General features: G+C 57.7%; 24 protein-coding genes. 12 read left to right on the top strand and 12 right to left on the bottom strand.

Annotated elements, in window-relative coordinates:
• Position 1 precedes the first annotated feature (1 nt).
• The 5 genes from OS190_RS00320 (at position 2) to OS190_RS00300 (ending at position 7,451) form a co-directional block, all read left to right on the top strand.
• Positions 2 to 2,449, top strand: a complete 2,448-nt coding sequence (locus OS190_RS00320) for a GcvT family protein (RefSeq protein ID WP_267156663.1) — start codon at positions 2 to 4, stop codon at positions 2,447 to 2,449.
• Complete coding sequence (locus OS190_RS00315; RefSeq protein WP_267156662.1) at positions 2,446 to 3,330, top strand: homocysteine S-methyltransferase family protein; 885 nt, start codon at positions 2,446 to 2,448, stop codon at positions 3,328 to 3,330. The genes OS190_RS00320 and OS190_RS00315 overlap by 4 nt, the downstream gene beginning before the upstream one ends.
• An 11-nt stretch (positions 3,331 to 3,341) precedes the next feature.
• Positions 3,342 to 5,786, top strand: a complete 2,445-nt coding sequence (locus tag OS190_RS00310; RefSeq protein ID WP_267156661.1) for a GcvT family protein — start codon at positions 3,342 to 3,344, stop codon at positions 5,784 to 5,786.
• Positions 5,787 to 5,852: 66 nt separating this feature from the next.
• A complete protein-coding gene (rarD, locus tag OS190_RS00305) occupies positions 5,853 to 6,773 on the top strand; it encodes an EamA family transporter RarD (RefSeq protein WP_267156660.1) in 921 nt (306 codons plus the stop codon).
• 30 nt (positions 6,774 to 6,803) lie between these two features.
• Positions 6,804 to 7,451, top strand: coding sequence for an RluA family pseudouridine synthase (locus OS190_RS00300; protein ID WP_267156659.1), 648 nt, complete (start codon positions 6,804 to 6,806; stop codon positions 7,449 to 7,451).
• A gap of 277 nt (positions 7,452 to 7,728) precedes the next feature.
• On the opposite strand, the gene OS190_RS00295 is transcribed toward OS190_RS00300, so the two are convergent.
• Positions 7,729 to 9,156, bottom strand: coding sequence for an aldehyde dehydrogenase family protein (locus OS190_RS00295; protein ID WP_267156658.1), 1,428 nt, complete (start codon positions 9,154 to 9,156; stop codon positions 7,729 to 7,731).
• Positions 9,157 to 9,311: 155 nt separating this feature from the next.
• Here OS190_RS00295 and OS190_RS00290 point away from each other — a divergent pair, with 155 nt between their 5' ends.
• Positions 9,312 to 9,965, top strand: a complete 654-nt coding sequence (locus OS190_RS00290) for a peroxiredoxin (protein WP_267156657.1) — start codon at positions 9,312 to 9,314, stop codon at positions 9,963 to 9,965.
• A gap of 48 nt (positions 9,966 to 10,013) precedes the next feature.
• Here OS190_RS00290 and OS190_RS00285 read toward each other — a convergent pair whose 3' ends face one another.
• Positions 10,014 to 10,802 carry an FkbM family methyltransferase gene (locus OS190_RS00285; protein WP_267156656.1) on the bottom strand — a complete coding sequence of 263 codons (789 nt, stop codon included), beginning with the start codon at positions 10,800 to 10,802 and terminating at the stop codon, positions 10,014 to 10,016.
• A 222-nt stretch (positions 10,803 to 11,024) separates the two neighbouring features.
• A complete protein-coding gene (pnp, locus tag OS190_RS00280) occupies positions 11,025 to 13,157 on the bottom strand; it encodes a polyribonucleotide nucleotidyltransferase (protein ID WP_267156655.1) in 2,133 nt (710 codons plus the stop codon).
• Between the two features lie 261 nt (positions 13,158 to 13,418).
• Here pnp and OS190_RS00275 point away from each other — a divergent pair, with 261 nt between their 5' ends.
• Both OS190_RS00275 and OS190_RS00270 read left to right on the top strand, forming a co-directional pair.
• Positions 13,419 to 14,279: a sterol desaturase family protein gene (locus tag OS190_RS00275; RefSeq protein ID WP_267156654.1), complete on the top strand. Its 861-nt coding sequence runs from the start codon at positions 13,419 to 13,421 to the stop codon at positions 14,277 to 14,279.
• Positions 14,280 to 14,477: 198 nt separating this feature from the next.
• Positions 14,478 to 14,693: a hypothetical protein gene (locus OS190_RS00270; RefSeq protein WP_267156653.1), complete on the top strand. Its 216-nt coding sequence runs from the start codon at positions 14,478 to 14,480 to the stop codon at positions 14,691 to 14,693.
• Positions 14,694 to 14,749: 56 nt separating this feature from the next.
• On the opposite strand, the gene OS190_RS00265 is transcribed toward OS190_RS00270, so the two are convergent.
• The gene (locus OS190_RS00265) at positions 14,750 to 15,865 is read right to left on the bottom strand and encodes a serine/threonine protein kinase (RefSeq protein WP_267156652.1); all 1,116 of its coding nucleotides are present in this window, start codon (positions 15,863 to 15,865) and stop codon (positions 14,750 to 14,752) included.
• 100 nt (positions 15,866 to 15,965) lie between these two features.
• Between OS190_RS00265 and OS190_RS00260 the strand changes: the two genes are divergently transcribed.
• A complete protein-coding gene (locus tag OS190_RS00260; RefSeq protein WP_267156651.1) occupies positions 15,966 to 17,360 on the top strand; it encodes an amidase family protein in 1,395 nt (464 codons plus the stop codon).
• A gap of 62 nt (positions 17,361 to 17,422) precedes the next feature.
• Here OS190_RS00260 and rpsO read toward each other — a convergent pair whose 3' ends face one another.
• From rpsO to rbfA, 6 genes are all read right to left on the bottom strand, one after another.
• Positions 17,423 to 17,692, bottom strand: a complete 270-nt coding sequence (gene rpsO, locus OS190_RS00255; RefSeq protein ID WP_267156650.1) for a 30S ribosomal protein S15 — start codon at positions 17,690 to 17,692, stop codon at positions 17,423 to 17,425.
• A 158-nt stretch (positions 17,693 to 17,850) separates the two neighbouring features.
• Positions 17,851 to 18,810, bottom strand: coding sequence for a calcium-binding protein (locus OS190_RS00250; protein WP_267156649.1), 960 nt, complete (start codon positions 18,808 to 18,810; stop codon positions 17,851 to 17,853).
• A 125-nt stretch (positions 18,811 to 18,935) separates the two neighbouring features.
• Positions 18,936 to 19,442: a DUF1643 domain-containing protein gene (locus OS190_RS00245; RefSeq protein ID WP_267156648.1), complete on the bottom strand. Its 507-nt coding sequence runs from the start codon at positions 19,440 to 19,442 to the stop codon at positions 18,936 to 18,938.
• A 106-nt stretch (positions 19,443 to 19,548) separates the two neighbouring features.
• Positions 19,549 to 20,463, bottom strand: a complete 915-nt coding sequence (gene truB / locus OS190_RS00240) for a tRNA pseudouridine(55) synthase TruB (RefSeq protein WP_267156647.1) — start codon at positions 20,461 to 20,463, stop codon at positions 19,549 to 19,551.
• 66 nt (positions 20,464 to 20,529) lie between these two features.
• Entirely contained in the window at positions 20,530 to 21,279 is a 750-nt protein-coding gene (locus OS190_RS00235; protein ID WP_416237357.1) for a phosphodiester glycosidase family protein, read from the bottom strand.
• Entirely contained in the window at positions 21,276 to 21,692 is a 417-nt protein-coding gene (rbfA, locus tag OS190_RS00230) for a 30S ribosome-binding factor RbfA (RefSeq protein ID WP_267156646.1), read from the bottom strand. The genes OS190_RS00235 and rbfA overlap by 4 nt, the downstream gene beginning before the upstream one ends.
• An 88-nt stretch (positions 21,693 to 21,780) precedes the next feature.
• On the opposite strand from rbfA, the gene dapB reads away from it, so the two are divergent.
• Positions 21,781 to 22,602, top strand: coding sequence for a 4-hydroxy-tetrahydrodipicolinate reductase (gene dapB / locus OS190_RS00225; protein ID WP_267156645.1), 822 nt, complete (start codon positions 21,781 to 21,783; stop codon positions 22,600 to 22,602).
• A gap of 18 nt (positions 22,603 to 22,620) precedes the next feature.
• Here dapB and OS190_RS00220 read toward each other — a convergent pair whose 3' ends face one another.
• Positions 22,621 to 22,815, bottom strand: coding sequence for a DUF1674 domain-containing protein (locus OS190_RS00220; RefSeq protein WP_416237363.1), 195 nt, complete (start codon positions 22,813 to 22,815; stop codon positions 22,621 to 22,623).
• A gap of 184 nt (positions 22,816 to 22,999) precedes the next feature.
• Between OS190_RS00220 and OS190_RS00215 the strand changes: the two genes are divergently transcribed.
• Complete coding sequence (locus tag OS190_RS00215) at positions 23,000 to 24,271, top strand: RsmB/NOP family class I SAM-dependent RNA methyltransferase (protein WP_267156643.1); 1,272 nt, start codon at positions 23,000 to 23,002, stop codon at positions 24,269 to 24,271.
• Here the strand turns inward: OS190_RS00215 and OS190_RS00210 are convergent, their stop codons facing one another.
• Positions 24,272 to 25,015 carry a phosphate/phosphite/phosphonate ABC transporter substrate-binding protein gene (locus tag OS190_RS00210; RefSeq protein ID WP_267156642.1) on the bottom strand — a complete coding sequence of 248 codons (744 nt, stop codon included), beginning with the start codon at positions 25,013 to 25,015 and terminating at the stop codon, positions 24,272 to 24,274.
• 174 nt (positions 25,016 to 25,189) lie between these two features.
• Here OS190_RS00210 and OS190_RS00205 point away from each other — a divergent pair, with 174 nt between their 5' ends.
• Positions 25,190 to 26,938 (top strand): heparinase II/III family protein, encoded by a 1,749-nt coding sequence (locus OS190_RS00205; protein WP_267156641.1) that lies wholly within the window; start codon positions 25,190 to 25,192, stop codon positions 26,936 to 26,938.

Genomic DNA, 26,938 nt, shown 5'->3' with positions numbered 1-26,938 from the left:
CATGTCAGATTTTCCAGCAACGGCCCGTGTGGTCATCATTGGTGGCGGTGTTGTGGGCACCTCGACCCTCTATCATCTGGCAAAGGCAGGCTGGAAAGACTGCGTATTGCTGGAGAAGAACGAACTGACGGCGGGGTCCACCTGGCACGCGGCAGGCAATGTGCCGAATTTTGCCGGGTCCTGGGCGGTGATGAACATGCAGCGCGATTCGGCAGCGATGTACCGTACTCTTGGCGCGGATGTGGATTATCCGATGAACTACCACGTCACAGGGTCGATCCGTCTGGGTCATTCCAAAGAGCGGATGATGGAATTCGAACGTGTCGCCTCTATGGGACAATATCAGGGCCTGGAGATGAAGATCTGCACGCCCGATGAATTGAAGGATTTGCACCCCTTCATGGAAACCCATGACCTTGAGGGGGGGTTATGGGACCCGCTTGATGGTGACATCGATCCGGCGCAATTGACTCAGGCTCTGGCCAAAGGTGCCCGCGATGCAGGAGGCCGGATTGAACGTTTCTGCCCTGCGACAGGTCTCGAACGAGATGGCGATGAATGGATCGTGAAAACCGACAGGGGTAAAATCCGCTGTGAATTTGTCGTCAACTGCGCAGGTTATTACGCACAGCGCGTGGGTGAGATGTTCAAACCCTTTGGCGGGCGTACCGTGCCGATGTTGGTGATGTCGCACCAGTATTTCCTGACCGAACCGATCGCAGAGCTGGAGGCATGGACCAAGGAAAAGGGCCACAAGGTACCCCTGCTGCGCGATGTCGATACCTCTTACTACCTGCGGCAGGACAAGAACGGATTGAACCTTGGCCCGTATGAACGCAACTGCAAGGCCCATTGGGTCACGCCTGAAGATCCCATGCCGCTGGATTTCTCCTTCCAGCTTTATCCCGACGATCTGGAGCGCCTGGAGCACTACATTGAAGATGCCATGGCCCGTGTGCCGATTCTGGGCACCGCCGGTGTGGGCCGCAACATCAACGGTCCTATCCCCTATGCTCCTGATGGTCTGCCCATGGTTGGCCCCATGCCCGGTGTGAAGAACGCATTTGAAGGCCACTCCTTTACCTTCGGCATCGCCCAAGGCGGCGGCGCGGGCAAGGTGCTGTCCGAATGGATCATGCACGGCGAAACCGAACTGGACATGTGGGCCGTCGATCCGCGCCGCTACACCGATTACACGGATCACGATCATTGTCTGGCCAAGGCGTTGGAAACCTATGGTCACGAATATGCCATGCACTTCCCGCGTCATGCATGGCCCGCTGGTCGCGACAAGAAACTGTCGCCCGTGCATGACAAGATCATCGCGGCGGGCGGCCAGATGGGTGCCTATAACGGCTGGGAACGCGCCAATTGGTTCGCGCAAGACGGTGATGACACGTCCGAGGAAGCCACCCAGACTTGGGACCGCAATGGCCCTTGGGCCAAGCGCATAAAGGAAGAATGCGAAGCGGTGCGCGACGGCGTTGGCGTCCTTGACCTGCCGGGTTTCTCGCGCTTCAACCTGAGCGGCGCGGGTGCTGCCGAATGGCTGCGCGGCATGATTTCGGGAGGCTTGCCCAAGGTAGGCCGCATGAATCTGGCCTATTTCCCGGACAGCCGAGGGCGTATCCTGACGGAAATGTCGATCATGCGCCACGACGCGGACTTCTTTACCCTGATCACTGCCGCGACGGCACAGTGGCATGACCATGCATTATTGCAAAACAACCTTACCGTTGGTCTGACCCTGACCGATCACACCACGGAATATTCCACGCTGATTGTCACCGGACCCAAGGCGCGCGACTTGTTCGTGACGCTGGGTACCAAAGCGGACCTCGCCGCATCATGGCTATCCACCCAACCCGCCAAAGTCGCGGGAATCAGCTGCGCCTTGGCGCGTGTGTCCTTCGCCGGCGAACTCGGTTGGGAAATCCACGCCGCAAACGCGGATATTCCTGCGCTATATGATGCGGTGATCGGGGCTGGGGCCAAACCTTTCGGCATGTTCGCCCTGAACTCACTGCGCATCGAAAAGGGTTACCGTGCGTGGAAGGGTGACCTGTCCACCGATTACACCCTGCTGGAAGCGGGGCTAGAACGTTTTGTCAAACTGGACAAGCCGCAGGATTTCCCCGGCAAGGCGGCCTTGCAGGCAGAAAAGCAGCAAGGCAGCAAGAAGCGGTTTGTCACCATGACTGTCGAGGCTGGTGATCAGGACGCGCCTTACATGTCGACCGTCTGGCACAATGGAGAGGTTGTTGGCGAAACCACCTCGGGCGATTGGGGCTACCGCGTGGGCAAATCCATCGCGCTGGGCATGATCAAAGCGGAACTGGCCACACCGAGCACCGAAGTTGAAATCAACATCTTTGGCAAGATGTGCAAAGCAACGGTGCAGCCCGATGCGCCGCTCTGGGACCCTGACAATACGCGTATCCGCGCATGACCGGGATCACCCTTTTGGATGGAGGTATGGGGCAGGAACTTGTTCATCGCGCCGGAGACCGCCCGACGCCGCTTTGGTCGACTCAAGTGATGATGGACTGTCCCGGTCTGGTCGCCCAGGTGCACCGCGACTTTGCGAAGGCGGGGGCAAGTGTTGCCACAACCAACACCTACGCCATCCACCGCGACAGGCTGTCGGGTACCGAGGTTGCCGACCAGTTCGACAGTCTGCTTCGCATGGCTCTGGACGAGGTCCGGAATTGCGGCTCTGCCCGTGTTGCCGGTGCGATCGGCCCGCTTCGCGCATCCTACCGCCCCGATTTGCACCCCGCCTCGGCAGAAGCCGTGCCGCTGTTCGCGGAAGTGGCCAGAACCCTCGCGCCGGCCTGTGATCTGTTGATCGCTGAGACAGTAGTCTCTATCGCCCATGCCCGGGACGTGCTGGCGGCAACCTGTGGATATCACAAACCTGTCTGGCTCTCACTTTCGGTCCGCGACAAGGACGGCACTGAACTGCGCTCGGGCGAGGCTTTGGCCGATGTCTTGCCCGTCATCGCTCAATCAGACGCGGCAGCCGTGCTTGTCAATTGTTCCGCCCCTGAGGCGATCCCCGCCGCGCTTGACATACTGGCGCAATCCGGCCTGCCATATGGAGCCTATGCTAACGGATTTGAACAAATCAGCGCTGGGTTCCTCACTGCACGTCCTACCGTGGATTCCCTGACCGCGCGTCATGATTTAACACCCAAGTTCTACGCGGAGCACGCGATGGCCTGGGTTGATCAGGGTGCAACGATCATCGGCGGCTGTTGCGAAGTCAGCCCTGCGCATATCGCTGAAATCGCCCGCCGCCTGCGCCTGGCTGGCCACACCATCATCTGAAGGATTGTTACATGCCTCACGTCCCTTCCCATGCCCGTGTCGTCATTATCGGAGGTGGCGTCATCGGATGTTCGGTTGCCTACCACCTGACCAAGCTGGGTTGGCAGGACGTCGTTCTGCTGGAACGCAAGCGTTTGACCTCGGGCACCACTTGGCATGCCGCCGGTCTGATCGCACAGCTGCGCGCCACGGCAAATATGACGAAACTCGCGAAATATTCGCAGGAACTCTACGGCGAACTTGAAGCGGAAACAGGTGTGGCCACCGGTTTTAAACGGGTCGGGTCGATCACCGTTGCTCTGACTGACGAACGGCGCGAAGAAATCTATCGCCAGGCCGCGATGGCGCGTGCCTTCGGCGTCGATGTCGAAGAAATCAGCCCGAAAGAAGTGCTTGAGAAATACGAACACCTCAATATCAACGGTGTGACAGGCGCAGTTTACCTTGACAAGGACGGGCAGGGCGATCCGGCCAACATTGCACTGGCGCTGGCCAGGGGCGCAGGAAAACGCGGTGCAAAGGTGATCGAACGCACCAAGGCTACTGGCGTCACCCGCAATGGGCGGCGCATCACAGGCGTGGACTGGCAAAGTGGTGAGGACACTGGCCACATCACCTGCGACATGGTGGTGAACTGCGCCGGCATGTGGGGTCATGAAGTCGGCCGGATGCTGAACACCAACATCCCGCTGCAAGCCTGCGAGCACTTTTACATCGTGACCGAGGCAATCGCAGGCTTGCAACAACTTCCGGTTCTACGCGTTCCGGATGAATGTGCCTATTACAAAGAGGACGCCGGCAAAATGCTGTTGGGTGCCTTTGAACCCCGGTCAAAACCCTGGGCGCTGGACGGCATTCCCGACGATTTCGAATTTGACCAACTGCCTGAAGATTTTGACCATTTCGAACCGGTCCTCGAAGCTGCGGTGAACCGTATGCCGATGCTTGCCGAAGCCGGCATTCATACGTTTTTCAATGGCCCCGAAAGTTTCACACCCGACGATGCCTACCATCTGGGACTTGCACCCGAGATGGACAATGTCTGGGTTGCCGCCGGGTTCAACTCCATCGGTATCCAATCGGCGGGAGGGGCCGGTATGGCGTTGGCACAATGGATGGCAGGTGGTGAAAAGCCCTTTGATCTGGGAGATGTGGATATTTCCCGCATGCAGCCTTTTCAGGGGAATAAAACCTATCTCGCAGAACGGTCCAAGGAAACGCTGGGTCTGCTTTACGCCGATCATTTCCCCTACCGCCAAAAGGCAACCGCGCGCGGCATCCGGCGCACGCCCTTCCATCATCATCTGATCGAACGCGGCGCTGTGATGGGGGAAATCGCCGGTTGGGAACGCGCAAATTGGTTTGCCCGCGCGGGGCAGGAAAAAAAATACCGCTACAGTTGGCAGCGCCAGAATTTCTTTGACAACATCCGTGATGAACACATGGCTGTGCGAGAAAATATCGGCATGTATGACATGACATCCTTTGGCAAAATTCGCGTTGAAGGACCAGACGCCGAAGCTTTCATGAACTATATTGGCGGCGGCGACTATTCGGTGCCCAACGGCAAAATCGTCTATACACAATTTCTCAACCAACGCGGCGGAATCGAAGCGGATGTCACCGTGACCCGCCTGTCAGAAACCAGCTATTTGGTGGTAACCCCCGCGGCCACGCGATTGGCCGATCAGTCGTGGATGCAACGGAACATCAACGACTACAATGTGGTGATCACCGATGTCACATCCGGTGAGGGGGTGCTCGCCATCATGGGACCACGCGCACGCAGGCTGCTTGAACACGTTTCGCCCAACGACTTCAGCAATGCCACAAACCCTTTTGGCACGGCGCAAGAGATCGAGATCGGCATGGGCATCGCCCGGGCCCACCGTGTCACCTATGTGGGTGAATTGGGGTGGGAGATATACGTGTCGGCGGACATGTGCGGGCATGTCTTCGAAACGCTAGAGACCGCCGGCCAGGACATGAATCTCAAGCTCTGCGGCATGCATATGATGGACAGCTGCCGCATCGAAAAGGGCTTCCGTCACTTTGGCCATGACATTACCTCGGAAGATCACGTGCTCGAAGCGGGACTCGGCTTTGCCGTGAAAACGGACAAGCCTGCATTCATGGGCCGGGATGCCGTTTTGCGCAAGAAGGACACAGGACTGGACGCACGCCTCGTGCAGTTCAAACTCTCCGATCCCGAACCTCTTCTTTATCATAACGAACCTGTCATTCGCGATGGTGAGATTGTCGGCTATCTTTCATCAGGTGCCTATGGCCATGCGCTCGGTGCCGCGATCGGCATGGGCTATGTCCCCTGCAAAGGCGAAAGCGCAGCAGATCTGCTGGCTTCCGCTTATGAGATCGATGTGGCCGGGACACGCGTCAAAGCCGAGGCATCCCTCAAACCGATGTATGATCCCAAGGCGCTCCGTGTGAAAGTGTAACGGTACAATCCATCCCTTTCGAAGGGCGGGGATCTACCGTACCCCTAGGGAAAACGGAGATCCCCGATGCGCAACCCGGACAGCCTGTCACCCAAAGCAAATGAAGATACCCCACGGGGTCTTGCCTTTGCCATCGGCGCTTATGTGATGTGGGGGTTCCTGCCCCTGTATATGAAGCTGCTGGCGCATGTTTCACCCGCCGAGGTGGTGGCACATCGTATTCTTTGGTCTTTGCCGATTGCAGCCGTGGTGCTGATCGCACTGCGCCGCACCGATGCCCTGCGCGAAGCCCTGCGCAATCCGTCCATGCTGGGCATGGCCTGTGTCACCGCTGCCTTGATCTCTGTGAACTGGGGCATCTACGTCTATGCAATTGCCACAGGCAACGCACTGGCGGCATCGCTGGGCTATTACATCAACCCCCTGTTCAGTGTCCTACTTGCAGCGGTGGTTCTGGGGGAACGTCTCAGCCGTACCCAGATGCTTGCAATTGTGCTCGCCGCCCTGGCGGTTGTGGTGATCGCGCTCGAAGCAGGGCGCGTGCCCTGGGTCGCCCTTGCATTGACCCTGTCATGGGGATTCTATGCCCTTGCAAAAAAGAGCCTGCCGATTGGGCCAAACCAGGGTTTTCTGCTCGAAATTCTGATCCTGATCGTGCCGGCGCTCGGTTACATCGCCTATCTCACCCTCATCGGACAGTCGCATTTCAGCCTGTCCTTTAACTTTGATACATGGCTGTTGGTCGGCTGCGGCCTGGTCACTGCCGTGCCTTTGATGGTCTATGCCAACGGTGCCAAACTGCTGCGGTTGTCGACCATCGGTGTCTTGCAATATATCGCACCAACGATGATATTCTTGGTCGCTGTCTTTGTATTTGACGAACCCCTGGGGCGCGCACGGATGATCGCATTTCCAATGATCTGGCTGGCGCTGCTTATATACTCTTCCTCGATGGTGCGGCAAATGCGCGAGGCAAAATCGGGTTGAAAACAGATGCGACTTCTGTGACTTGGGCATATGGACCCAAACTATAAGCCCCCCCAGGATCCACTGGTGATTCTGCACGAAGACGCCGAAGTGATGCTGGTCGACAAACCCGCCGGCTTGCTTAGCGTTCCGGGCAAGGGTCCCGCCCTTGCCGACTGTCTGATGTCGCGGATCCAGGCGGCATTCCCGCAGGCCTTGCTGGTCCATCGTCTGGACCGCGATACATCGGGGGTGATGATTTTTGCCATGACGCCCTATGCACAACGCCACCTTGGCCTGCAGTTTGAAAAACGCATGGCCCGCAAAACCTATGTCGCGCGTGTCTGGGGAGAACCTGAAGAAAACGCTGGCGAAATCGACCTGCCGCTGATTGTTGACTGGCCAAACCGCCCGTTGCAAATGGTGTGCCACACAACAGGTAAATCAGCGCAGACCGAATGGAAAATGATCAAGACAGACGGCAGGACATCCCGCCTTCGCCTAAGACCAAAGACAGGTCGATCACATCAGCTCCGCGTTCATATGCAGGCCCTGGGACATCCGATCCTGGGTGACCCCTTCTATGCGAGCGGGCCCGCGGCCGACTTCCCGCGCTTGATGCTACATTCCGAAGAGTTGCGTTTCAAACATCCGCAGGGCGGCCGGTCCGTTAAAATTCGGGCCAAATCACCGTTTTGAGAGGGAAGAATGAGTTTAATGGCAAGATGAAGATTGAAGTGGTCACCCTGTCCTCGGGCGTTTACACCCGAGGACAGGGCTTCACCTTGCACGCGGGATCGCTCTCCAGCTATCCGCGCGCCTCAAACATCGCATCAAGTGGTAAAGAAAAGATAAAGCACCACAGACAGGCTTCATCTTGCCAATAAACTCAATCCGGTGCTGTCTTCAAACGCGAGGGCGGGATAGGAAAGGGCCGACCGAAGACAGCCCTTCTACCCTCGTTTCCGAAGAGAGGTTAATCGGCAGTCCAGCCGGATACTGCCTTGACTTCGAGAAATTCCTCGAGCCCGTAAACGCCACCCTCCCGGCCATTGCCGGACTGCTTGTAGCCACCAAATGGTGAACCTTGGGCAAAGCCGACACCGTTGGTCTCAACCATGCCAGAGCGCAAGCGGCGTGCCACGCGGCGACGCAATTCGTCGTTGTCTGTCTGGACATAGTTGGTCAGGCCGTAGGGCGTGTCATTGGCGATGGCCACGGCTTCTTCTTCGGTCTCGAAAGGAATGATCGACAGGACGGGGCCAAAGACTTCTTCCTGGGCGATGGTCATATCGTTTGTCACATCTGCAAACACTGTCGGTTTCACATAATATCCCCGGTTCAAGCCATCTGGCCGGCCCAGACCACCGGCAACCAGACGGGCTTGCGACATGCCAACCTCGATCAGGCCCTGGATCTTGTTGAACTGCGCTTCGGATACGACGGGGCCAATGTGTTGGCCTTCGTCTGAGGCGGGGCCGACATGGGTGTTGGTCGCGACATCCGCTGCCATCTGCACGGCTTCGTCATAGCGGGACTTGTGCACCAGCATCCGTGTCGGTGCGTTACAGGACTGACCCGAGTTTCGGAAGCAGCGAATCGCACCGGACTTTGCGGCTTTGGGATGCGCATCTTCAAAGATGATGTTCGCGCCCTTGCCACCCAATTCCAATGAAACGCGCTTGAGCGTATCGGCCGCGGCTTTTGAAATCGCGATGCCTGCACGGGTGGAGCCGGTAAAGCTGACCATGTCTACTTCGGGATGTGCGGACAGTTGCGAACCAACACCGGGGCCATCGCCATTCAGCAGATTGAAAACACCGGCAGGGAAACCAGCCTCATGCATGAATTCAGCGAACAACAGACCGGAAAGTGGCGCAATTTCGGAAGGTTTCAGTACGACGGTACAACCTGTCGCAATTGCCGGAACCGCCTTGAGTATGATCTGGTTCATTGGCCAGTTCCATGGGGTGATCAGGGCGCAGACGCCAATCGGCTCGAGCAGGGTCTTCTCTGTTGCAGTGAAATCCTTTTCGAACTTGAAGTCTTTGAACGCCTTGAGGAAACCACCGATATGCCAGCTGCCCGCGCCGACCTGCTGTGTGCGGCTCAGCGCGATGGGTGCCCCCATTTCCAGGGACATGGCCTGTGCCATCTCTTCCTGACGGGTGTCATAAATGGTGGCGAGCTTTTCGATCAGGGCTATCCGCTCTTCGCGCGGGGTCTGGGACCAGCCATCGAATGCGGCGCGGGCGGCGCTGACCGCGGCATCGGTGTCTGCCTGATCGCCCAGTGAAATAACGGCGCATTGTTCTTCGGTTGATGGGTCGATAACAGCAAAATCATTGGCTTTGGCCGGGGCAACCCAGGCACCGTTGATGTAGAAATCACGTTTTTCCAACATGGAGAGTATCCTCATATATTGGGGAGAGACAACAGCGTCCGCCCCGGCTTTTTGCCACTGTGTCACCGCAGGCGGAGCACCGCAAGGGGCTGGTACGGGCGCAATTAATGATTACATAGGGGCGAACAGACCTGACAATCACCCCGGAGGATATTATGGGCTTGCGCATCAACGACACCATTCCAAACTTGACCGTCGAAACCGACCAGGGCAGCATTTCGTTGCACGATTTTGTCGGCGATAACTGGGCGATCCTGTTTTCTCATCCCAAAGATTTCACACCTGTTTGCACGACCGAGTTTGGCGCGGTCGCGCAACTGGCCGATGAATGGGAAAAACGCGGAACCAAGGTAATGGGCGTCAGCGTTGACGGGGTTGAAGACCACAAGAAATGGAAAGGCGACATCGAGAAGGTCGCGGGTGCGACTGCCGGTTTCCCGATCATTGCAGACATCGGTCTGGAAGTGTCCAAGGCCTTCGACATGTTGCCCGCAGAGGCCTATCTCCCCGACGGACGCACCCCGGCTGATTCAGCAACCGTGCGTTCCGTGTTCATCATTGGTCCAGACAAGCAATTGAAACTGTCGATGACCTATCCGATGACTGTGGGCCGCAACTTTGCCGAAGTCCTGCGGGCGCTGGATGGTTTGCAAATGTCGACAGGCAACGGTGTGGCAACGCCGGCAAATTGGAACGTTGGTGATGATGTGATCATTCCGCCGACGGTCTCCGATGCTGATGCAACGACGAAGTTCGGTGAATTTACAACCGTATTGCCTTATTTGCGCACAACCAAAGCGCCCAGCTGACCCGGATCGGATCGCGCCCCGGTTTTGCGATCTGGGCGCGGTCACTGTTCAATCGAGGGTAAGTGGTACCATCGACAACAACAACATCGGATAATTGCGTGCGACCGCATTGTTCACCGCGCGAAACCGCATCGAACGGCCCCGCTGCATGGCATACATGTGACAATAGCCCAGCTCGAATGCAGCTGCCAAAGCCGGGCTAGAACCGCCATTTACCGAACGCCGGTCTACTTCCATACCTATCACGGGCCTATGGGTGGCCAAGGTCTTGGCGGCCCCCTTGATGACCTCTGCTTCAAAACCTTCGACGTCGATTTTTACAAAAGAGATGTCCCGACCGCCCAAATCAAGGTCAACCCCGTCCAAGGGCACAAGCGGCAGATCTACACTCTGATCCTGTGGCGCGCCTGTTGCATTTGCGCCTGTGCCACCCAGATTACCCTCGGGTTGTACAGCCTTCAGTGTGTGGCAGTGGTCCGACAGACCCACAGGATGCACGGTGATATTGGGACGCAGGCGCGCATTGATTTCCAGTAGGTCCAGCGCCTTGCGATTGGGTTCAAAGGCATGAACATGTTGGAAGTAATCAGCAAAATTGATGGCATGATTGCCGATATTTGCACCAATATCGAGACAGATGCTGTTGGAATCGAGGTGCGGGAAAAGCTGTTGTTCCAGCGCGGCGAGTTCGCGGTAGGCAAAACGGCCATCAATATGCATCTTCAGGGTGATATGATCAAAGGCATAGCCTGCCAATGCCGGGCGCCCGGCCACGAGATGCGACCGTGCTGCTGATTGCAACAGCTGTTTGAACAAGGCGCGATAAATCAAACGCATAGCGACTGACTAAGCAGCGCAAAAGGTCTTGGCAAGTCTCATGACGGTCCTGTTGTGCGTATCCGGGAAAAATTGATAACACTATATTGCGGTGACAACGGCCTGCCCCTTCAGACACCGCCCGGTGACCGGACAGATCATCGGCATTCGCAGGGCGGAAAAATGCAAAAAGCCCCGACATAATGCCGAGGCTTTTCAAATTTATTCAAGAAGAGTCGGCGATCAGCCTTCTGCTTTTTCTTCCTTGATTTCCTCGCCGGTTTCCTGGTCGACAACCTTCATCGACAGGCGCACCTTACCGCGATCGTCAAAGCCCAGGAGTTTAACCTTAACTTCCTGACCTTCCTTCAACACGTCGGAAGGGTGGTTCAGGCGGCGGTTTTCGATCTGGGATACATGCACCAGACCGTCACGTTTGCCAAAGAAGTTCACGAAAGCACCGAAATCGACGATTTTCACAACCGTACCGGTGTAGACCATACCTTCTTCCGGCTCGGCCACGATCGAGTGGATCATGTCATAGGCTTTCTTGATGGCTTCGCCGTTTGGCGAGGCGATCTTGATGATGCCTTCGTCGTTGATGTCGACCTTCGCGCCGGAAACTTCCACGATCTCGCGGATGACCTTGCCGCCAGAACCGATCACTTCGCGGATTTTATCCGTCGGGATCTGCATGGTTTCGATGCGTGGCGCATGCTCTGAGAATTCAGCAGCACCGGACAGAGCCTTGTTCATCTCGCCAAGGATATGGATCCGGCCCGCTTTGGCCTGCGCCAATGCCTTTTCCATGATCTCTGGTGTGATGCCTGCGATCTTGATGTCCATTTGCAGCGATGTGATGCCGGCTTCGGTACCTGCCACCTTGAAGTCCATGTCGCCAAGGTGGTCTTCGTCGCCAAGGATGTCGGACAGGATCGCATATGACCCGTCTTCTTCCATGATCAGACCCATGGCAACACCGGCCACGGCCGCTTTCAACGGCACACCCGCGTCCATCATGGACAGGGAGCCACCACAGACAGATGCCATCGACGATGAACCGTTGGATTCAGTGATCTCGGATACAACGCGCACGGTATATGGGAAATCAGTTGGCGCAGGCAGAACCGCCTGAAGCGCACGCCATGCCAGCTTGCCGTGACCGATTTCACGACGGCCGGGAGGGCCCACACGGCCCACTTCACCAACCGAATAGGGGGGGAAGTTATAGTGTAGCAGGAAGTTCGATTTGAAGTTGCCATGCAGTGCGTCGATGAACTGTTCGTCGTCGCCGGTGCCCAATGTGGTGACAACCAGACCCTGCGTTTCACCACGGGTGAACAGCGCCGAACCGTGGGTCCGTGGCAGAACGCCCGTTTCAGAGACGATATCGCGGATCTCATCCGTCTTGCGCCCGTCGATACGTTTGCCGGTCTTCACAACATCGCCGCGCAGAATAGAGGCCTCAAGACCTTTCATCGCGGAACCGAGGTTTGAATCTTCCAGTTCTTCGTCGCTCAGCTTCGACTTGATCAACTCACGTGCTTCGGCCACGGCAGTCGTACGCTCTTGCTTGTCTGCAATTGCAAAGGCTGCGCGCATCTCTTTCTCGCCGGCTTTCTTCACGGCTGCGGAGAGCGCGGAATAATCAACGGGTTGGAAATCAAACGGCTCTTTCGCGGCGGATTCGGCCAGATCAATGATCAGGTCGATCACCGGCTGAATGCTGTCGTGGGCAAACTTGACCGCGCCCAGCATTTCCTCTTCGCTCAACTCGTAAGCTTCGGATTCAACCATCATCACGGCGTCTTTGGTGCCCGCAACGACCAGATCCAAACGCTGATCAGGGTTCATGCGCAGGTTCTGCATGTCGTCGATCTCTGGGTTCAGGATGTATTCACCACCCTCAAAACCAACGCGGCATGCCGCAATCGGGCCCATGAACGGCGCGCCGGAAATGGTCAGCGCCGCTGATGCCGCGATCATTGCAACCATGTCGGGGTCATTGACCAGGTCGTGTGACAGAACCGTACACATCACCAGCACTTCGTTTTTGAAGCCGGGGACGAACAGCGGGCGGATCGGGCGGTCGATCAGACGCGAAGTCAGCGTTTCTTTTTCGGTTGGGCGCGCTTCGCGCTTAAAGAAGCCGCCGGGAATTTTGCCCGCGGCATAGTATTTCTCATTGTAATGCACGGTCAGGGGAAAGAAATCCTGGCCCGGCTTTTGGGCCCGTGCAAAAGTGACGTTTGCCATGACGCTGGTTTCGCCCAGTGTCGCAATGACAGAGCCGTCCGCTTGACGGGCTACTTTGCCGGTTTCGAGTGTCAGCGTCTCTTCGCCCCACTGCATTGATTTTTTCGTTACATTAAACATCTACGTTTCCTGTGTTGGCCTGTTGGCCTTTGCATAGAGGCCGAATTGCCTCTGACCGCGATATCTTCTTTTGTCGGCGCTGCGGTCCGGGCGCCGTCTTTCAGATGGGTGGGCTGTACAGGAGATTGCGAGCGAGGGGAAGGGTTGGGTGCAAGGCTGGTTATACCGGGATTTTCAAAGCTTGCATTTTTGATTGGTAGTGTGAACAAGCAGCGATATGTTTGTTGCCAAAGACAACCTTAATCCGCAACGGTGCAGGATATGCCGCAGGTCATTCTAGAACAAGAACCAGCGATCCGCCTCACAATTTTCCTCGGCGTTCTGATAGGCATGGCGGTTTGGGAACTCGCCGTTCCGCGTAGACGAGTGGAAATTCCCCGACTGTTGCGCTGGTCGAACAACCTTGCGCTTGTCGCGATTGACACATTGCTCGTCAGACTTGTGTTTCCAATCGTCGCAGTTGGGTTGGCATTGGTTGCTCAGGAAAACGGCTGGGGCGTCTTGAACCAGATAGACATCCCGGTCTGGGTTGCGGTCCTCATTGCGATCCTTGCGCTGGATCTGGCGATCTACTTTCAACACATTCTGTTTCATGCAGTTCCGGCGCTTTGGCGTCTGCACCGCATGCACCATGCTGATCTGGAATTTGACGTCACAACGGGGCTCAGGTTTCATCCGCTGGAAATCCTGCTTTCAATGCTGATCAAACTCGGCGTTGTTATGGCTCTTGGTCCTCCTGCACTCGCGGTCTTGATTTTTGAAGTACTTTTGAATGCAAGCGCGCTGTTCAATCACTCCAACATTCGCCTTCCGCTAAAGCTTGATGCGGTCTTGAGGCTTTTCATCGTTACGCCGGACATGCACCGTGTGCATCATTCAATCCGTCCGTCAGAGACCAACAGCAACTTTGGGTTCAACCTGCCATGGTGGGACCGGATTTTGGGCACTTATCTTGCCCAGCCCGAGGCGGGACACGAAGAAATGACAATTGGTATTGATAAGTTTAGAAACCGGCGCAGCCTTTGGCTTGATCGCTTGCTCATTCAACCATTTCTTGGCGGGTCCGGCGGCGATCCTGCTAAGCATGACGAAGATGAAAATCGTGCTGACCCAACGCTTTGAGAGGTCGCTCTAGTCGTTACGGGGTCAATCGTCGGGGCTGGCGTTACTCGGCGGCGATGCCTTGGTTTCCACCCTTGCTCTGATCCGGCGGGCACCAAGAGCAACAATCAGCCGATGCGCAGGCGTTAAGCATTCATTAACCCTCTTCGGGAGAAGTTGTGCTAATATAAGGAGAATTGCAACTGGGAGGCTGCCAAGATGAAGACTCATGATCTGGAACATCGTGTTATGGAACTCGCCCGGGTGTTTGAGGCGGCACCGACGCAGAAGCGTCTGCAAATAGCCCCCGAACTCAACCGCATTGCCCGCAGGCTTGATGCCCGCCAACATCCTGTCGCGCGCAAGATCAGAAACATGCAGGCGGAACTGGAACAGGATGCCTTTGACGACATGTTCAACAACATGCCGGTCTAGATGACTTTTCTGCCATCCGCAGGGCAATCCCGGCGCGGATGGCAGATCAATCCAATTCAGTTAGACAAGCTCGGAAAGTAATCCTCGCACAGACCTTCGCGATAGACGTCTGCCGTACAGCAATGTAGCCCGCCGCCGAATGCATAGGCGTCGCGCAGTTCAACCTCGACCACTTCCATTCCCAATTTGTCCATCTGCTCGGCCTGATAGACCTCGGATTTTTCTACACAAACTGTTTTCGGATCCAACACCAGCACGTTCATCGACAGCCAGGTTGAAGAATAGCACAACGGCGGCGGCGTATTATGCGCAGGCTGGGCGGCATCGACGATTTCCCAACCGTTTGCCTCGAACATGCCGCGCTGGTCGTCGGGCAACTTCCGCTGAGGGTTGTTCAGGATCAGGCCCGGGCGTAGCGGTGTAAAGGTTGCGTCAATGTGGATCGGGTAAGGATCACCCGGAAAATTCACCGTGTGCACACGGTGATCGGGGAAGTGACGGCGCAGCCATTCAATGCCTTTGAGGTTCGTCGTAAACCCGTGCTGCACCACCAAATCCTTGCCAAACCGCAGCACATCAGCCGCGTCAAACAGCGGCTCTTCTTCGGTGGTGACAAAGAATTTCTTGGCTGCCCACTCCAGGCGCTTGGCATCGCCGATCTTGTCGGAGAGGTAATCGGGGTGATAATCCGCATCCGTCAGGCGTGGCTTTGGCGCGCTTTCGTGGCGGAAGTTCGGATCTTCTTCAAAGTACTTTTGCATCAGTGGACGGTAATTCAGATATTCAAACCAGCGGCAACGGTACGACATCGTTGCCTCCAGCATCTCTGATCCTACGGTAAGCAAGACATCCCGCGGCGGCATGCAGCCGAACTGGCTTTCCGTGTGAAAATCAGGTGTTGTCGCAGGAAGTGAATGATCAATGCAGGTCGGCCGATCCACCCGAACACCGCGTTTTTCCAGCAGCGCCGCAAAGTTGTCCAACAACGCGTTCGCACGATCAATCGTATCTTGCGGGCGTTTGCCCCATTGCCCACGCATGTCGCTGTCTTCCGGCACTTTGGCGTCCAGGGCAGGCTCGGCGGGCGGAATGTGGCCGTCATCGGCGCGACCGACGATCACATGCTTGAGCGGGTCCCATTCATTCCAGCTGTTCACAACGGTCTTCTGCATCTGCACTCTCCCAAGTGTCCGGTTTTCCCAGCCGTAGAAGTAAACAACAACCTGTGCAAGTCCGCGGGTTCATGCCAGTCTCAAGAGAAACGGAGGGCTTATGGAATTATTTGAATGTAGCGCGACGCAAGTCGCCGCAGATGTGGCAGCCGGAAAGATAACGGCACGGGAGGTGACACAAGCCGTCCTGACCCGCATGGATGCGGTGAATCCCGCGATCAACGCGGTTGTAAGCCGGAACGATGCCGAGGCACTGCACGCGGCAGATGCGGTTGATCGTGCCCGTGCAGCGGGCGATCCCCTTGGCCCGATGGCGGGCGTGCCGGTGACAACCAAGGAAAACGTCGATCAGGCCGGTTTCGCCACGACCAACGGGTTGCGCATGCAAAAAGACCTGATTGCAACCTCCGATAACCCCGTCGTCGCCAACCTGCGCCGTGCAGGGGCGGTCATTGTCGGTCGCACCAACACGCCCGCCTTTTCGTTGCGATGGTTCACGCGCAATTCCTTGCATGGACATACGAAAAACCCGCATAATCCCGCGATCACCCCCGGTGGATCCTCTGGCGGTGCAGCCTCGGCCACAGCCGCCGGAATCGGGGCAATGGGCCAGGGAACCGATATTGGCGGGTCGATCCGCTATCCTGCATATGCCTGCGGTTTGCAGGGAATTCGACCCACCCTTGGCCGTGTTGCTGCGCGCAATGCATCCGCTCCAGACCGTCATATTGGGGCACAACTGATGGCGGTGTCCGGCCCGCATGCGCGTTCGGTCGCGGATTTGCGGCTGGCATTGGACGTCATGGCCCAAACAGACCTGCAGGACCCCTGGCATATGCCCGCTCCCATGAAGGGCCCTGACTACCCTCGCCGCGCTGCGCTTTGCATCAATCCCGAAGGGTTGAACACCCATCCCTTGGTAGACAAATCGCTGCGGCAGGCGGCCGAACGGCTCAGTGACGCCGGCTGGGACGTGCAAGAGGTGGCCAGTCCGCCGTTTCGGGAACCGGCGCGTTTGCAGGCGCAACTATGGCTCGCAGAGATGGAGCGTGGGGCAAAGGAAATGTTCCCCCGAGAAGCCGACCCCGATGCGCTGTACGTTCTGGCGGAAATGCACAAGCTCACCGCGCCGCCGGATTTGAACGCGGTGCTCGATGCGCTGCAGGCGCGGGTGGGGTTCCTGCGGCAATGGGAAATATTTCTGGCGCAATATCCTGTGTTGATTTGCCCAGTGTCCGCGGAGCCGCCCTTTCCCGATCTGTTGGACCTCACTGATTTCCCGCGCTGCATGGAGGCGCAACTGACCCAGGTTGGCTTGCCGTTGATGGGCTTGCCGGGCATGTCGGTCTTTACCGGCTTCGGACGCAGCGAGGCAGGGCTGACCCCGCTTGGCGCGCAGCTGATCAGCGGGCGCTATCGTGAGGACATCATGCTGGACGCGGCAGAGGAAATCGAACAGCGCAGTCCGAAAATCAGCGTCGTTACCCCACAGTAACGCAACAAAAAACCGCGTCTGAAACAGGCGCGGTTTTTGGTGTCTAACGTTGTGGCAGACGCTTAGCGGCGCAGGCCCAGACGCTTGATCAGATCCTGATAGCGGGCTTCGTCCTTGCTTTTGGCGTAATCCAGCAGCTTACGACGTGTCGCAACCATCTTGAGCAGGCCACGGCGGCCGTGGTTGTCTTTTTTGTGGGTTTTGAAGTGCTCTGTCAAAGTCGCAATCCGCGATGACAGCACAGCCACCTGCACCTCGGGGGAACCGGTGTCGCCTTCTTTGGTGGCGAATTCTTTCATGATGCGCGCTTTTTCTTCTGGCGTAATCGACATCGGGGTCTCCTTTCAGAGTATTAGAGTAAAAGAGATGGCGCAGGCCGGGATGTCGTCCAGCGCAGGCCCGTGGAGATACGCCCGTTGATGGAATCAACAGGCGACGGTGGCGTATAGGAAATACTGGGCTGAATGGCAAAGGTTATTTGATGGGTTTCTCAACTTTGGCTGTTGACCAAATTTAACGAAAGCGCCGAACTCAGCGGGATGAGCGAGATGTCGGCCGTGGTCAATTGTGACTGCCCGCTGATCTGGGCCATTATTTGTGGCCCCATCCAGACCTGCAATTGCCCGGGATGTTCGGGGTCGGCCACAACCGAAATCTCGGGGGCTACGCTGTCGTGGTCACTATCGTCCCAGACAAACAACAATGAATCATCATGCGGTTCGAAATCGATAATCTCGGCGCTGGGGCCGTTTGCGGCCCATTGACCCAATACAAACTGGTCATTGCCCGATCCGCCGTGCAGAATATCGCCCTGACCTGCTATGATGACATCGTCACCTCCGCCGCCATTCAGATAATCCATGCCGTCGCTATCGGCCACGCGATCAGATTCCGGATCCGTCGCCATACCGCTAAGCTTGTCATCGCCGGCACCGCCGAACAGCGTATCTTCGCCAGCGTCCCCGCGCAGCGAATCATTTCCCAGTCCACCGGATAGTGCATCATCGCCATTGCCACCGGACAGGCGGTCATCGCCGGTTGACCCGTTTAACCTGTCATTACCATCTTCGCCGGACAGAATGTCATTGTCGTTCTGCCCGACCAGATTGTCACCACCGGTCCCGCCAAAAATGTGATCGTCGCCATCGGACCCGATCAAGGTATCTTTTCCTGTTTCCCCGACCAGCGTGTCATTCCCGGAGTCGCCAATCGCTTCGTCATTGCCGTCGCCAGTATTGACAAGGTCATCGCCCGCACCGGCGGCAATGCGGTCAGTTGCGGTGCTGCCGTTGATGGTTTCCGCAAGGCTGGACCCCAGAATGAGGTTCACCCGATCCAGATCCGAGGGGGGATCAGCGATGGAATCTTCGTCCTCCGGTTCGTCGCCCACATCGACATAGACGGCGGCACTGACGGCCATAAGTCCCATTAGTCCAGCCAGCCACAGCATGAAGTACCTTCTCCCTTCCCCAAAAAGCCGGCAATTGCCGTTGGCAGATAAAGGCCACATCTTCGGCCTGAGGTCAAAACCAAAGGCATTAACTGGTTAAGATTTCATGTCATCATTGTGGGTGGTTAGATCCATTCAACCGGCTTTTGCGCATAGGGCAGATAAAGGGGATGTTTGGGATGCCCCTCTTTTGACAGACCCAGATGCAGCAGGGGCTTGTTCAAGCCTGCCAGCATGCCGGCCACTGCGGGTCCACGGCCAAGGTGGGCACCATGTGTGCCCCATGCCGCGATGATCTGACCGGCCCAGCCCGCACCCTCGATAAGGGCGGCATCATTGTCCGGCCCGACCGGATCTTGCGCGGCCCGCATGTCCCGTGGGTCCGTGGCGCGCCAAGCAAATATGTTGGTCACCCGAAACCCGCCAAAGCCCAGATGTCGCGCCCGTCGTTCGCAGCGTTCTACCGTCGGGTCGTTTTGTACTTCGGTTGCGGTGGAAGGATTGAGCATGACAAACAGCACCCTGTCCCCCTGCGGATCCCAAACCCGTGTGAGGCTGTAGCGATACCTTTCGCAGTCTGAATACACTGCGGTAGAGGGCGCATCGCCTTTGATATGACTGCGGGTGATCATGTGGCTTGTCTGCCAGCACCACAGTAGCGGCGCAAACGAAAAACGACGCGGTGCGCCACCCGCCACATGGCATCGCGATCCCGATCGGCGGGCTGCACGGCACGGATCATCCCATCGAAATGTTGAATACCCGGCTTGGATGAAGTTCGCCCGATTTGTACCGGCCCACTGCAACCGCCCTGCCGTCATAGGAGGCCCAACATTCATCGCCATATTCAACGTCCGGTGCGATCACCATGCCGGGATTGCCATTGCGCAGACGGGTTGCGCCTTCTGCGGTCGCCTTGACCTCGGGTAAATCGACCAGTCCCTGTTCCAACGGCAACAGATGGGTGTCCAACTCGGGCGTGCGGGCAATCGCGTCGATCTGTTCCATGCTCAAACCGTCGCTGGCCTCGAACGGTCCCGACCAGATCCGGCGCAACTCGCGCACATGTCCGAAACACCCAAGTTCCGCCCCCAGATCACGGGCGATGGAACGCACGTATCCGCCCTTGCCACAGACCATCTCAAGCGTCACATGGTCGGCATCGGGCCGGTCGGTCAAAAGCAGGCTTTCTACATACAACGGGCGCGCCGCGATCTGCATCTCCTCTCCGTCACGGGCACGTTTATAGGCACGTTCCCCATCGATCTTGACGGCAGAAAACTGCGGTGGCACCTGTTCAATATCGCCAATGAAATTCGCCAGGGCGCCCTTGATGGCATCATCATCAGGCCGTTGATCGGAGCTTGCCAAAACCTCTCCTTCGGCATCATCTGTATTGGTAGCCACCCCAAGACGTACGGTAAATTCATAGGCCTTCAGCGCATCGGTGATATAGGGAACGGTCTTGGTCGCTTCTCCCAATGCAATTGCCAGAACGCCAGTCGCTTCGGGATCAAGCGTGCCCGCATGGCCCGCCTTTTTCGCCTCCAGTGCCCAGCGGACCTTGTTGACAACTGCTGTCGACGTGGGCCCGGCCGGTTTGTCCACAACCAACCATCCTGAAATATCGCGCCCTTTGCGTGTGCGTCCCATACTGCCCTCGTTTTGAAAATTCGCCTGCGCTATACTGCGCGCACGGCTTGCTGCCCAGAGGCAAATCTATTTCGCCGCTTCAACGACCCCGATGATCGGCCCCAATTGTGTAAAACCGATGCCGTTGCGGTCCAGATCAGGGGCGCGAAGCCGCGAAATATTGCCATCCAGATACAGCGCATTCGACATGGCCAGATGATCGCGGAACAAGCTTCCGAATTCGTAAAACGTGACAGGGCTATCTGAAATCGCAAAAACAGCGCGTTTGCCATCCGGTGACGTGCCCACACCATTGCGAATATATCGTGACGTGCTGTTGATCAAAAACCTAGGGTGCAAATTGCCATTGATGACCAGCATTGGCCCGGATTGTGTTGCAGACCGACAGCGCGGTGCCTGTTTCAGAAAATCACCTGTTTCGAAGACATCAGCACGGTTTTCACGCAAACACAGCACTCCGTTCGGCAACAGTCCGAAGTTTCCGGGCCCGGCATCAGGGATCACCCGCTGGATCTCCTGCCCATTCTCAAGATAATGCCCGACAGGGCTGCGGTCTTCGTGATACATGCCGGCATTTGTGGCGAAACCCAATGAAAGCCCGCGTTCTTTCAATGCCGCATCAACGTTACCGAAGTAGCCGAAAATATTACCGTTCGGATCGGCAAGGAACAGTTCCAGCTGCTCGGAAGTCAGATCGACCTCGCAAATCGCATAGGTGTTGCCATGGTAGCTCTCCGTGCGGCACTCTGTCGCCGCCACAATGCCCGGCGATACACAGCCGAGCAGCAGCGCAAACAGGGCCACAAGGCGCGTCACCCCTCGGTGGCCTTGTCCGGAGCATCCGCATCGCGCCGAACAGCATCCTGGTTGAGCATCCGTCGCGTTTCGTCCATCTGGTCAAAGGTCTGATCCAGTTGAAACCGCAGTTCCGGCGAAAATTTGAGCGTCAGCTTTTTGGCTACCTGTTTTCGAATCTCGTGCTTGTTGCGTGACAGCAGCTTGAGCACCTCGTCCTGGCCCTCTCCTCCCAAGGGCAGAACATAGGCAGTTGCGATTTTCAGATCCGAGGATGATCGCACCTCGCCCACCGTGATCGACAGGCGGTTCAGCTCTGGATCGTGGACATCGCCCCGCGCCAGCACTTCGGACAAGGCGCGCCGGATCGTTTCACCGACCCGAAGCTGGCGTTGCGTCGGGCCTTTGCCCTCATATGAATTGTTCTTTCCCATGCGCCCTACCTAAGCGCTCCCATTGTCTTTGCCAAGCGGTGGCAGGCACGGTAATGACACCACAGACATTGACACAGGAGTATGTCACATGACCGATCTGCCACGCATTGCGATCACAGGTGCATCTGGCCGTATGGGCCGGACATTGATCAATCTTGTGACGGCCTCCCACCGGATGACCCTGACAGCCGCGATCGAACGTGAGGGGCATGAATGGGTCGGCCGCGATGTGGGCGAAGCCATGAGTGGCGCAGCGCTGGGTGTTGTGGTTACAGACGATGTAGCCACGGCGCTGGAAAATGCCGATGCGGTAATTGATTTCACAGCACCCGCAGCAACGCTGGGCTTTGCGGCCCTCGCGGCGGAAGCTGGCATAGTGCATGTGATTGGCACAACGGGCATGTCTGACGCAGAGATCGCCGCGCTTACGCCGTTTGCGGAACGCGCCACCATCATTCGCGCAGGCAACATGAGCCTTGGGGTGAACCTGCTCACCCAACTGACGCAACGGGTCGCTGCGGCACTTGATACCGACTACGACATCGAAATTATCGAAGCGCACCACAACCAGAAAGTCGACGCTCCTTCAGGCACCGCGCTGATGCTGGGGGAGGCTGCCGCCGCTGGCCGTGGTGTTTCGTTGAACGAGGTCTCGGACCGCGGTCGCGACGGCATCACTGGCGCACGCAAACCGGGAAACATCGGATTTTCCGCGATTCGCGGCGGTGACATCATCGGCGAACATGATGTTATGTTCGCAGCCGCCGGCGAACGGATCATCCTGCGCCATGTCGCGTCCGACCGCAGTGTTTTTGCGCGCGGTGCCTTGAAAGCGGCGCTTTGGGGGCAGGGGCGTGCGGCAGGGGCCTATGACATGCTGGATGTTCTCGGACTGTCACAGGATGGCTAGGTCGGTTTGTCCCGAGGATCAGAAATCGACTGCCAACCCCTTTTTTTCCCAATCGCCATATCGCACCGGTTCCGGCCCCTCTCTGCCTCCCAACTCTGGCGGCAAATCCAGCTCCTTCGCGTTTCTGCGACGTTCCTCTGCTTCCGCCAATGCGCGCTGGGCGGCAGGCGGGATCGGTTTGGGTGCGGGATCAGGGTTTGGTCGGGGGGGCAGATCCGGTCCCGGCGTGGGTGTCGGTGGTGTCGGATTGTCCGGGATGGGGCGCGGTGCCGGATCGCCGCCTTCCAGTTGGGATGTCAGCTTGTCTGTCATATCGTCCTCTTGAGGGATGCCACCCTTTGATATACGCCGCAAACAGTTGCAGACAAGTCAGTCAGGCCGGATAGGAAGCGTACGTATGTCAAACACCGGAGTCCAAGCCCGCCGCAGTGCCGTTTACCTGCTGGACCAGATATTGGGTGACGAGCCGCGTTTGATGTCAGAACTTCTCGCCGGTGGCGCGCTTGACAAGCTCTCGCCCGATGACCGCGCCCGGGCGCAGCGACTTGCGACCGAAACACTGCGGGGTTTGGAACGCGCGGACCGTCTGCTGCAAAAACACCTGAACAAGCCGCCGGTCCTGACCATCCAGAATGTTCTGCGGGTCGGTACGGTGGAATTATGCCAAGGAGGTGCCGCGCACGGGGTTGTCAATGCCATGGTAAATCTGGTCGGGCAGCACAACAAGCTGAGCCATCTCAAGGGGCTGACCAATGCAGTGCTGCGCAAGATTGCCTCTGAAGGTCCGGAAGCATGGGCTGCACTCCGTGCGCCGCGCTTGCCCAAATGGTTGAGGGGGCCTTTGGTCGAGGCATGGGGGGCCGAGGCGATGGGCGCAATGGAAATCGCGCATTTTGCCGGAGCCCCGCTTGATCTTACTGCCAAATTCGATGCCGCCGCGGTGGCCAAGGCCGTGGACGGAACCCTTTTGCCCAATGGATCGGTGCGCCTTACCAATCCCGGTCAGGTGTCGACGATGCCGGGTTTCGACACAGGCGAATGGTGGGTACAGGATGCTGCCGCGTCCCTGCCAGTTCAGATTTTGAAGCCGCAATCGGGCGAGGCGATCCTGGATCTTTGCGCCGCTCCCGGTGGTAAAACGATGCAGCTTGCCGCTGCCGGTGCCGTTGTCACATCGGTGGACGATTCCGCCGCTCGCATGCAACGCCTGAAAGAAAACCTTGCGCGGGTTGGCCTCGGTGCCAGGACGCTCACCAAAGATGTGCGTGCCATCAAGGGAACGTTTGACGCGATCCTGCTCGACGCTCCCTGTTCCGCTACCGGCACGATCCGTCGTCATGCCGATCTGCCATATGCCAAGGACGGTTCGGAGTTTGGTGATCTCATCGCGTTGCAGGCAGAATTTATAGATCACGCCTGGTCGCTTCTGAAATCCGGCGGACGCATGGTGTTTTGCACCTGCAGCTTGTTGCCGGACGAAGGCGAAGTGCAAATCGACGACGCATTAGAGCGCCACGATGACATGAGCGTCGATACCGCCGCATTGAACGTACCAGGCGTTGAAGCGGCGTGGTTCACGTCCGAAGGCGGGTTGCGCTTGCGGCCTGACTACTGGTCCGAGCTGGGCGGGATGGACGGTTTTTACATCGTTTGTCTGAACAAGGCCTGATCAACTGTCCGGCGGGTTTTCTACTGCTAGATAAGCGGCTTTCGGGATTGCAACGATCCCGCGTAATCCCAGCACTTGACGCGAAAGCGGGTCCAGGGCCGCTATTGCTTCGGCTACTGCCTCATACCGCGCCCGTGCATCAACCCCTTTGGCCGCAATATAGGGCAGGCCGGGGGTGGGCGCGGTCCAGTCCAGCACACGCAAATCCTTGGCAAAACCGTCAAACTGCTGAATAAAACGCCAGCTTTGTGCATCAATCGTCGCAATGTCGGCATGACCTTGCGCCACCATCCGCGCAGAAGCCACATGCCCCCCGCTGGCCTGGCAATCATCGAACCGGAATCCGTGGTCCCGTGCCCAGAAAAACGCGGCACCGAACCCCGATTGAGAGCACCGCTGGTTGTAGACAAAGCGTGCATTGCAAAACTCTGCCGCCTCTCTTGGATCGTCCTGACGCACCACGACGGCGGAACGGTAATATCCCGGTGCACATCCTTCCAATCCAAAGTCTGGAGTGCCGATCAGGCTCACAGACTCCGACAGTTGGGTCCGGTAAGGCATACCGCAGGTCTGGCTCAACACCAATTCCGGTGATCGCCAGACTTCGAATTCGGGTGTCGTATTGGCCAGTTCTTTGGGGGTCTTGATGCCGCGCCTATTCAGGGCATGTCGCAACTGTCGCCAATAGGCGGCGTTCGGTGTCGCCAATTCGACCCGATCATACATCATCAAGCTGGCAATCATGGTTTTGCTCCGCATTTGTGTCATTGCTGCCTATCTCAGAACGTGCTGTCACAACAGGGACTTTCTGGCATACCCCGCCCATCAGGACACGGCGCTGCAAAAAACGGTGACTCCCCCTTGCAGGCGGTCTATGATGCGGCCAAACGCCATCAGAGCGTCAAGGGCAGTCGCAATATGTTCAAATTATCCACACTCAAAGCGCGACAGTCGCGGCTTTTGAACGCAGTGCATGCCGCTGTGGCCACGCGCACCACCGCGAGTGTGAAAGGTTTTGTCTCGTCGCCCGAACCCCGGACCATTGGATCCTTTGCCAGAGGCCGTCAATTGGTCGCTGGCAACTATCTGTTTGCAGGGACATTAATAAACGCTCCGGGCCATTCGCTGTGGGATCTGACACCACCGGATGCCAATTATGCCGCTGATCTTCACGGTTTTGCCTGGCTCGACGATCTGGCGGCCGTGGGTGACGCACCCGCGCGTGCCGCCGCCCAGACCTGGCTCTGGGGTTGGATCGACGCCTATGGTAAAGGCCGTGGGCGTGGCTGGTCTCCGGACCTCACAGGCCGCCGTCTGATCCGCTGGATCAACCACGCATTGTTTCTGCTGCGTGGTCAGGAACCCGAACAAAGCCACGGCTTCTACCGCTCATTGGTGCAGCAGACCCAGTTCCTGTCGCGCCGCTGGCGCGGTGCGGCGCCTGGCTTGCCTCGATTTGAAGCATTGACAGGGCTGATTTATGCCGGCCTCGCGCTGGAAGGTCAGGAGGCGCTTGCCGATCCGGCGATCAAGGCGCTGGCACGCGAATGCGCCATCCAGATTGATGCGCAGGGCGGGCTGCCTACTCGCAATCCCGAGGAACTGCTGGCGGTTTTCACGCTGCTCACCTGGGCGGCTGCCGCGCTCAGCGATGTGGGTCGCAGCTGCCCCAAGGAACATATGGCGGCGATTGAACGCATCGCACCGACCTTGCGGTCCCTGCGACATACCGATGGAGCATTGGCGCGGTTTCATGGTGGCGGACGCGGTGCCGAAGGTTGGCTGGATCACGCGCTTGCCGCAAGCCGCGTCAAAGGCGGGCAACCGGATGGATTGGCGATGGGCTATGCCCGGCTGTCCGGTGGCCGCACAAGCATCGTGATCGACGCCGCCGCACCGCCAACCGGAGCAGCCAGCCAGAATGCCCATGCATCAACCCTGGCCTTTGAACTGACTTCCGGTCGCCGTCCACTGGTTGTGAACTGTGGTTCCGGCGCTTCATTCGGGCTGGATTGGCGGCGTGCGGGTCGTGCAACGCCCTCTCATTCCACACTCTGTCTTGGCGGTTATTCCAGTGCCCGGTTGGCGGACCCAGACACGGCCACCGGCCACGAAGCCTTGATCAGCGGTCCTACCTATGTCCCGATCGAACTGTCGCCTGAAAATGACGGCATCAAGTTTCAGGGCGGACACAACGGCTATGTCGGCACTCATGGGCTAACCCATGCCCGTACACTGGAACTGACCTTTGATGGCCGCGGTCTGGCAGGCGAGGACATGCTTCTGGCATTGGAAGACGTCGAAAAACGGCGCTTTGACGCGGCGCTTGATGCCGGAAAACTCAAAGGGCTGCGCTTCGACATCCGGTTTCATCTGCACCCTGATGTGGATGCAACCCTTGACCTGGGTGGCGCGGCGGTTTCCATGGCACTGAAAAGCGGTGAAATATGGGTGTTCCGCCACGACGGTATCCACAATCTGGCGCTGGAACCGGGGGCTTATCTCGAAACAACGCGTCTGAAACCCCGCGCTGCACAACAAATCGTGCTCTCGGGCAGTGCATTTACCTATGCCACCCGTGTCCGCTGGTCCTTGTCCAAAGCGCAGGAAACTGCGATTGGCGTGCGAGACTTGTCGATGGACAATTCGCATCTTGACGAAGACTAA

Source organism: Sulfitobacter sp. F26204 (assembly GCF_026410305.1).
Taxonomy (GTDB): domain Bacteria; phylum Pseudomonadota; class Alphaproteobacteria; order Rhodobacterales; family Rhodobacteraceae; genus Sulfitobacter.
The sequence above is the reverse complement of the archived record's forward strand: the minus strand, read 5'-3'. Positions and strand labels throughout refer to the sequence as shown.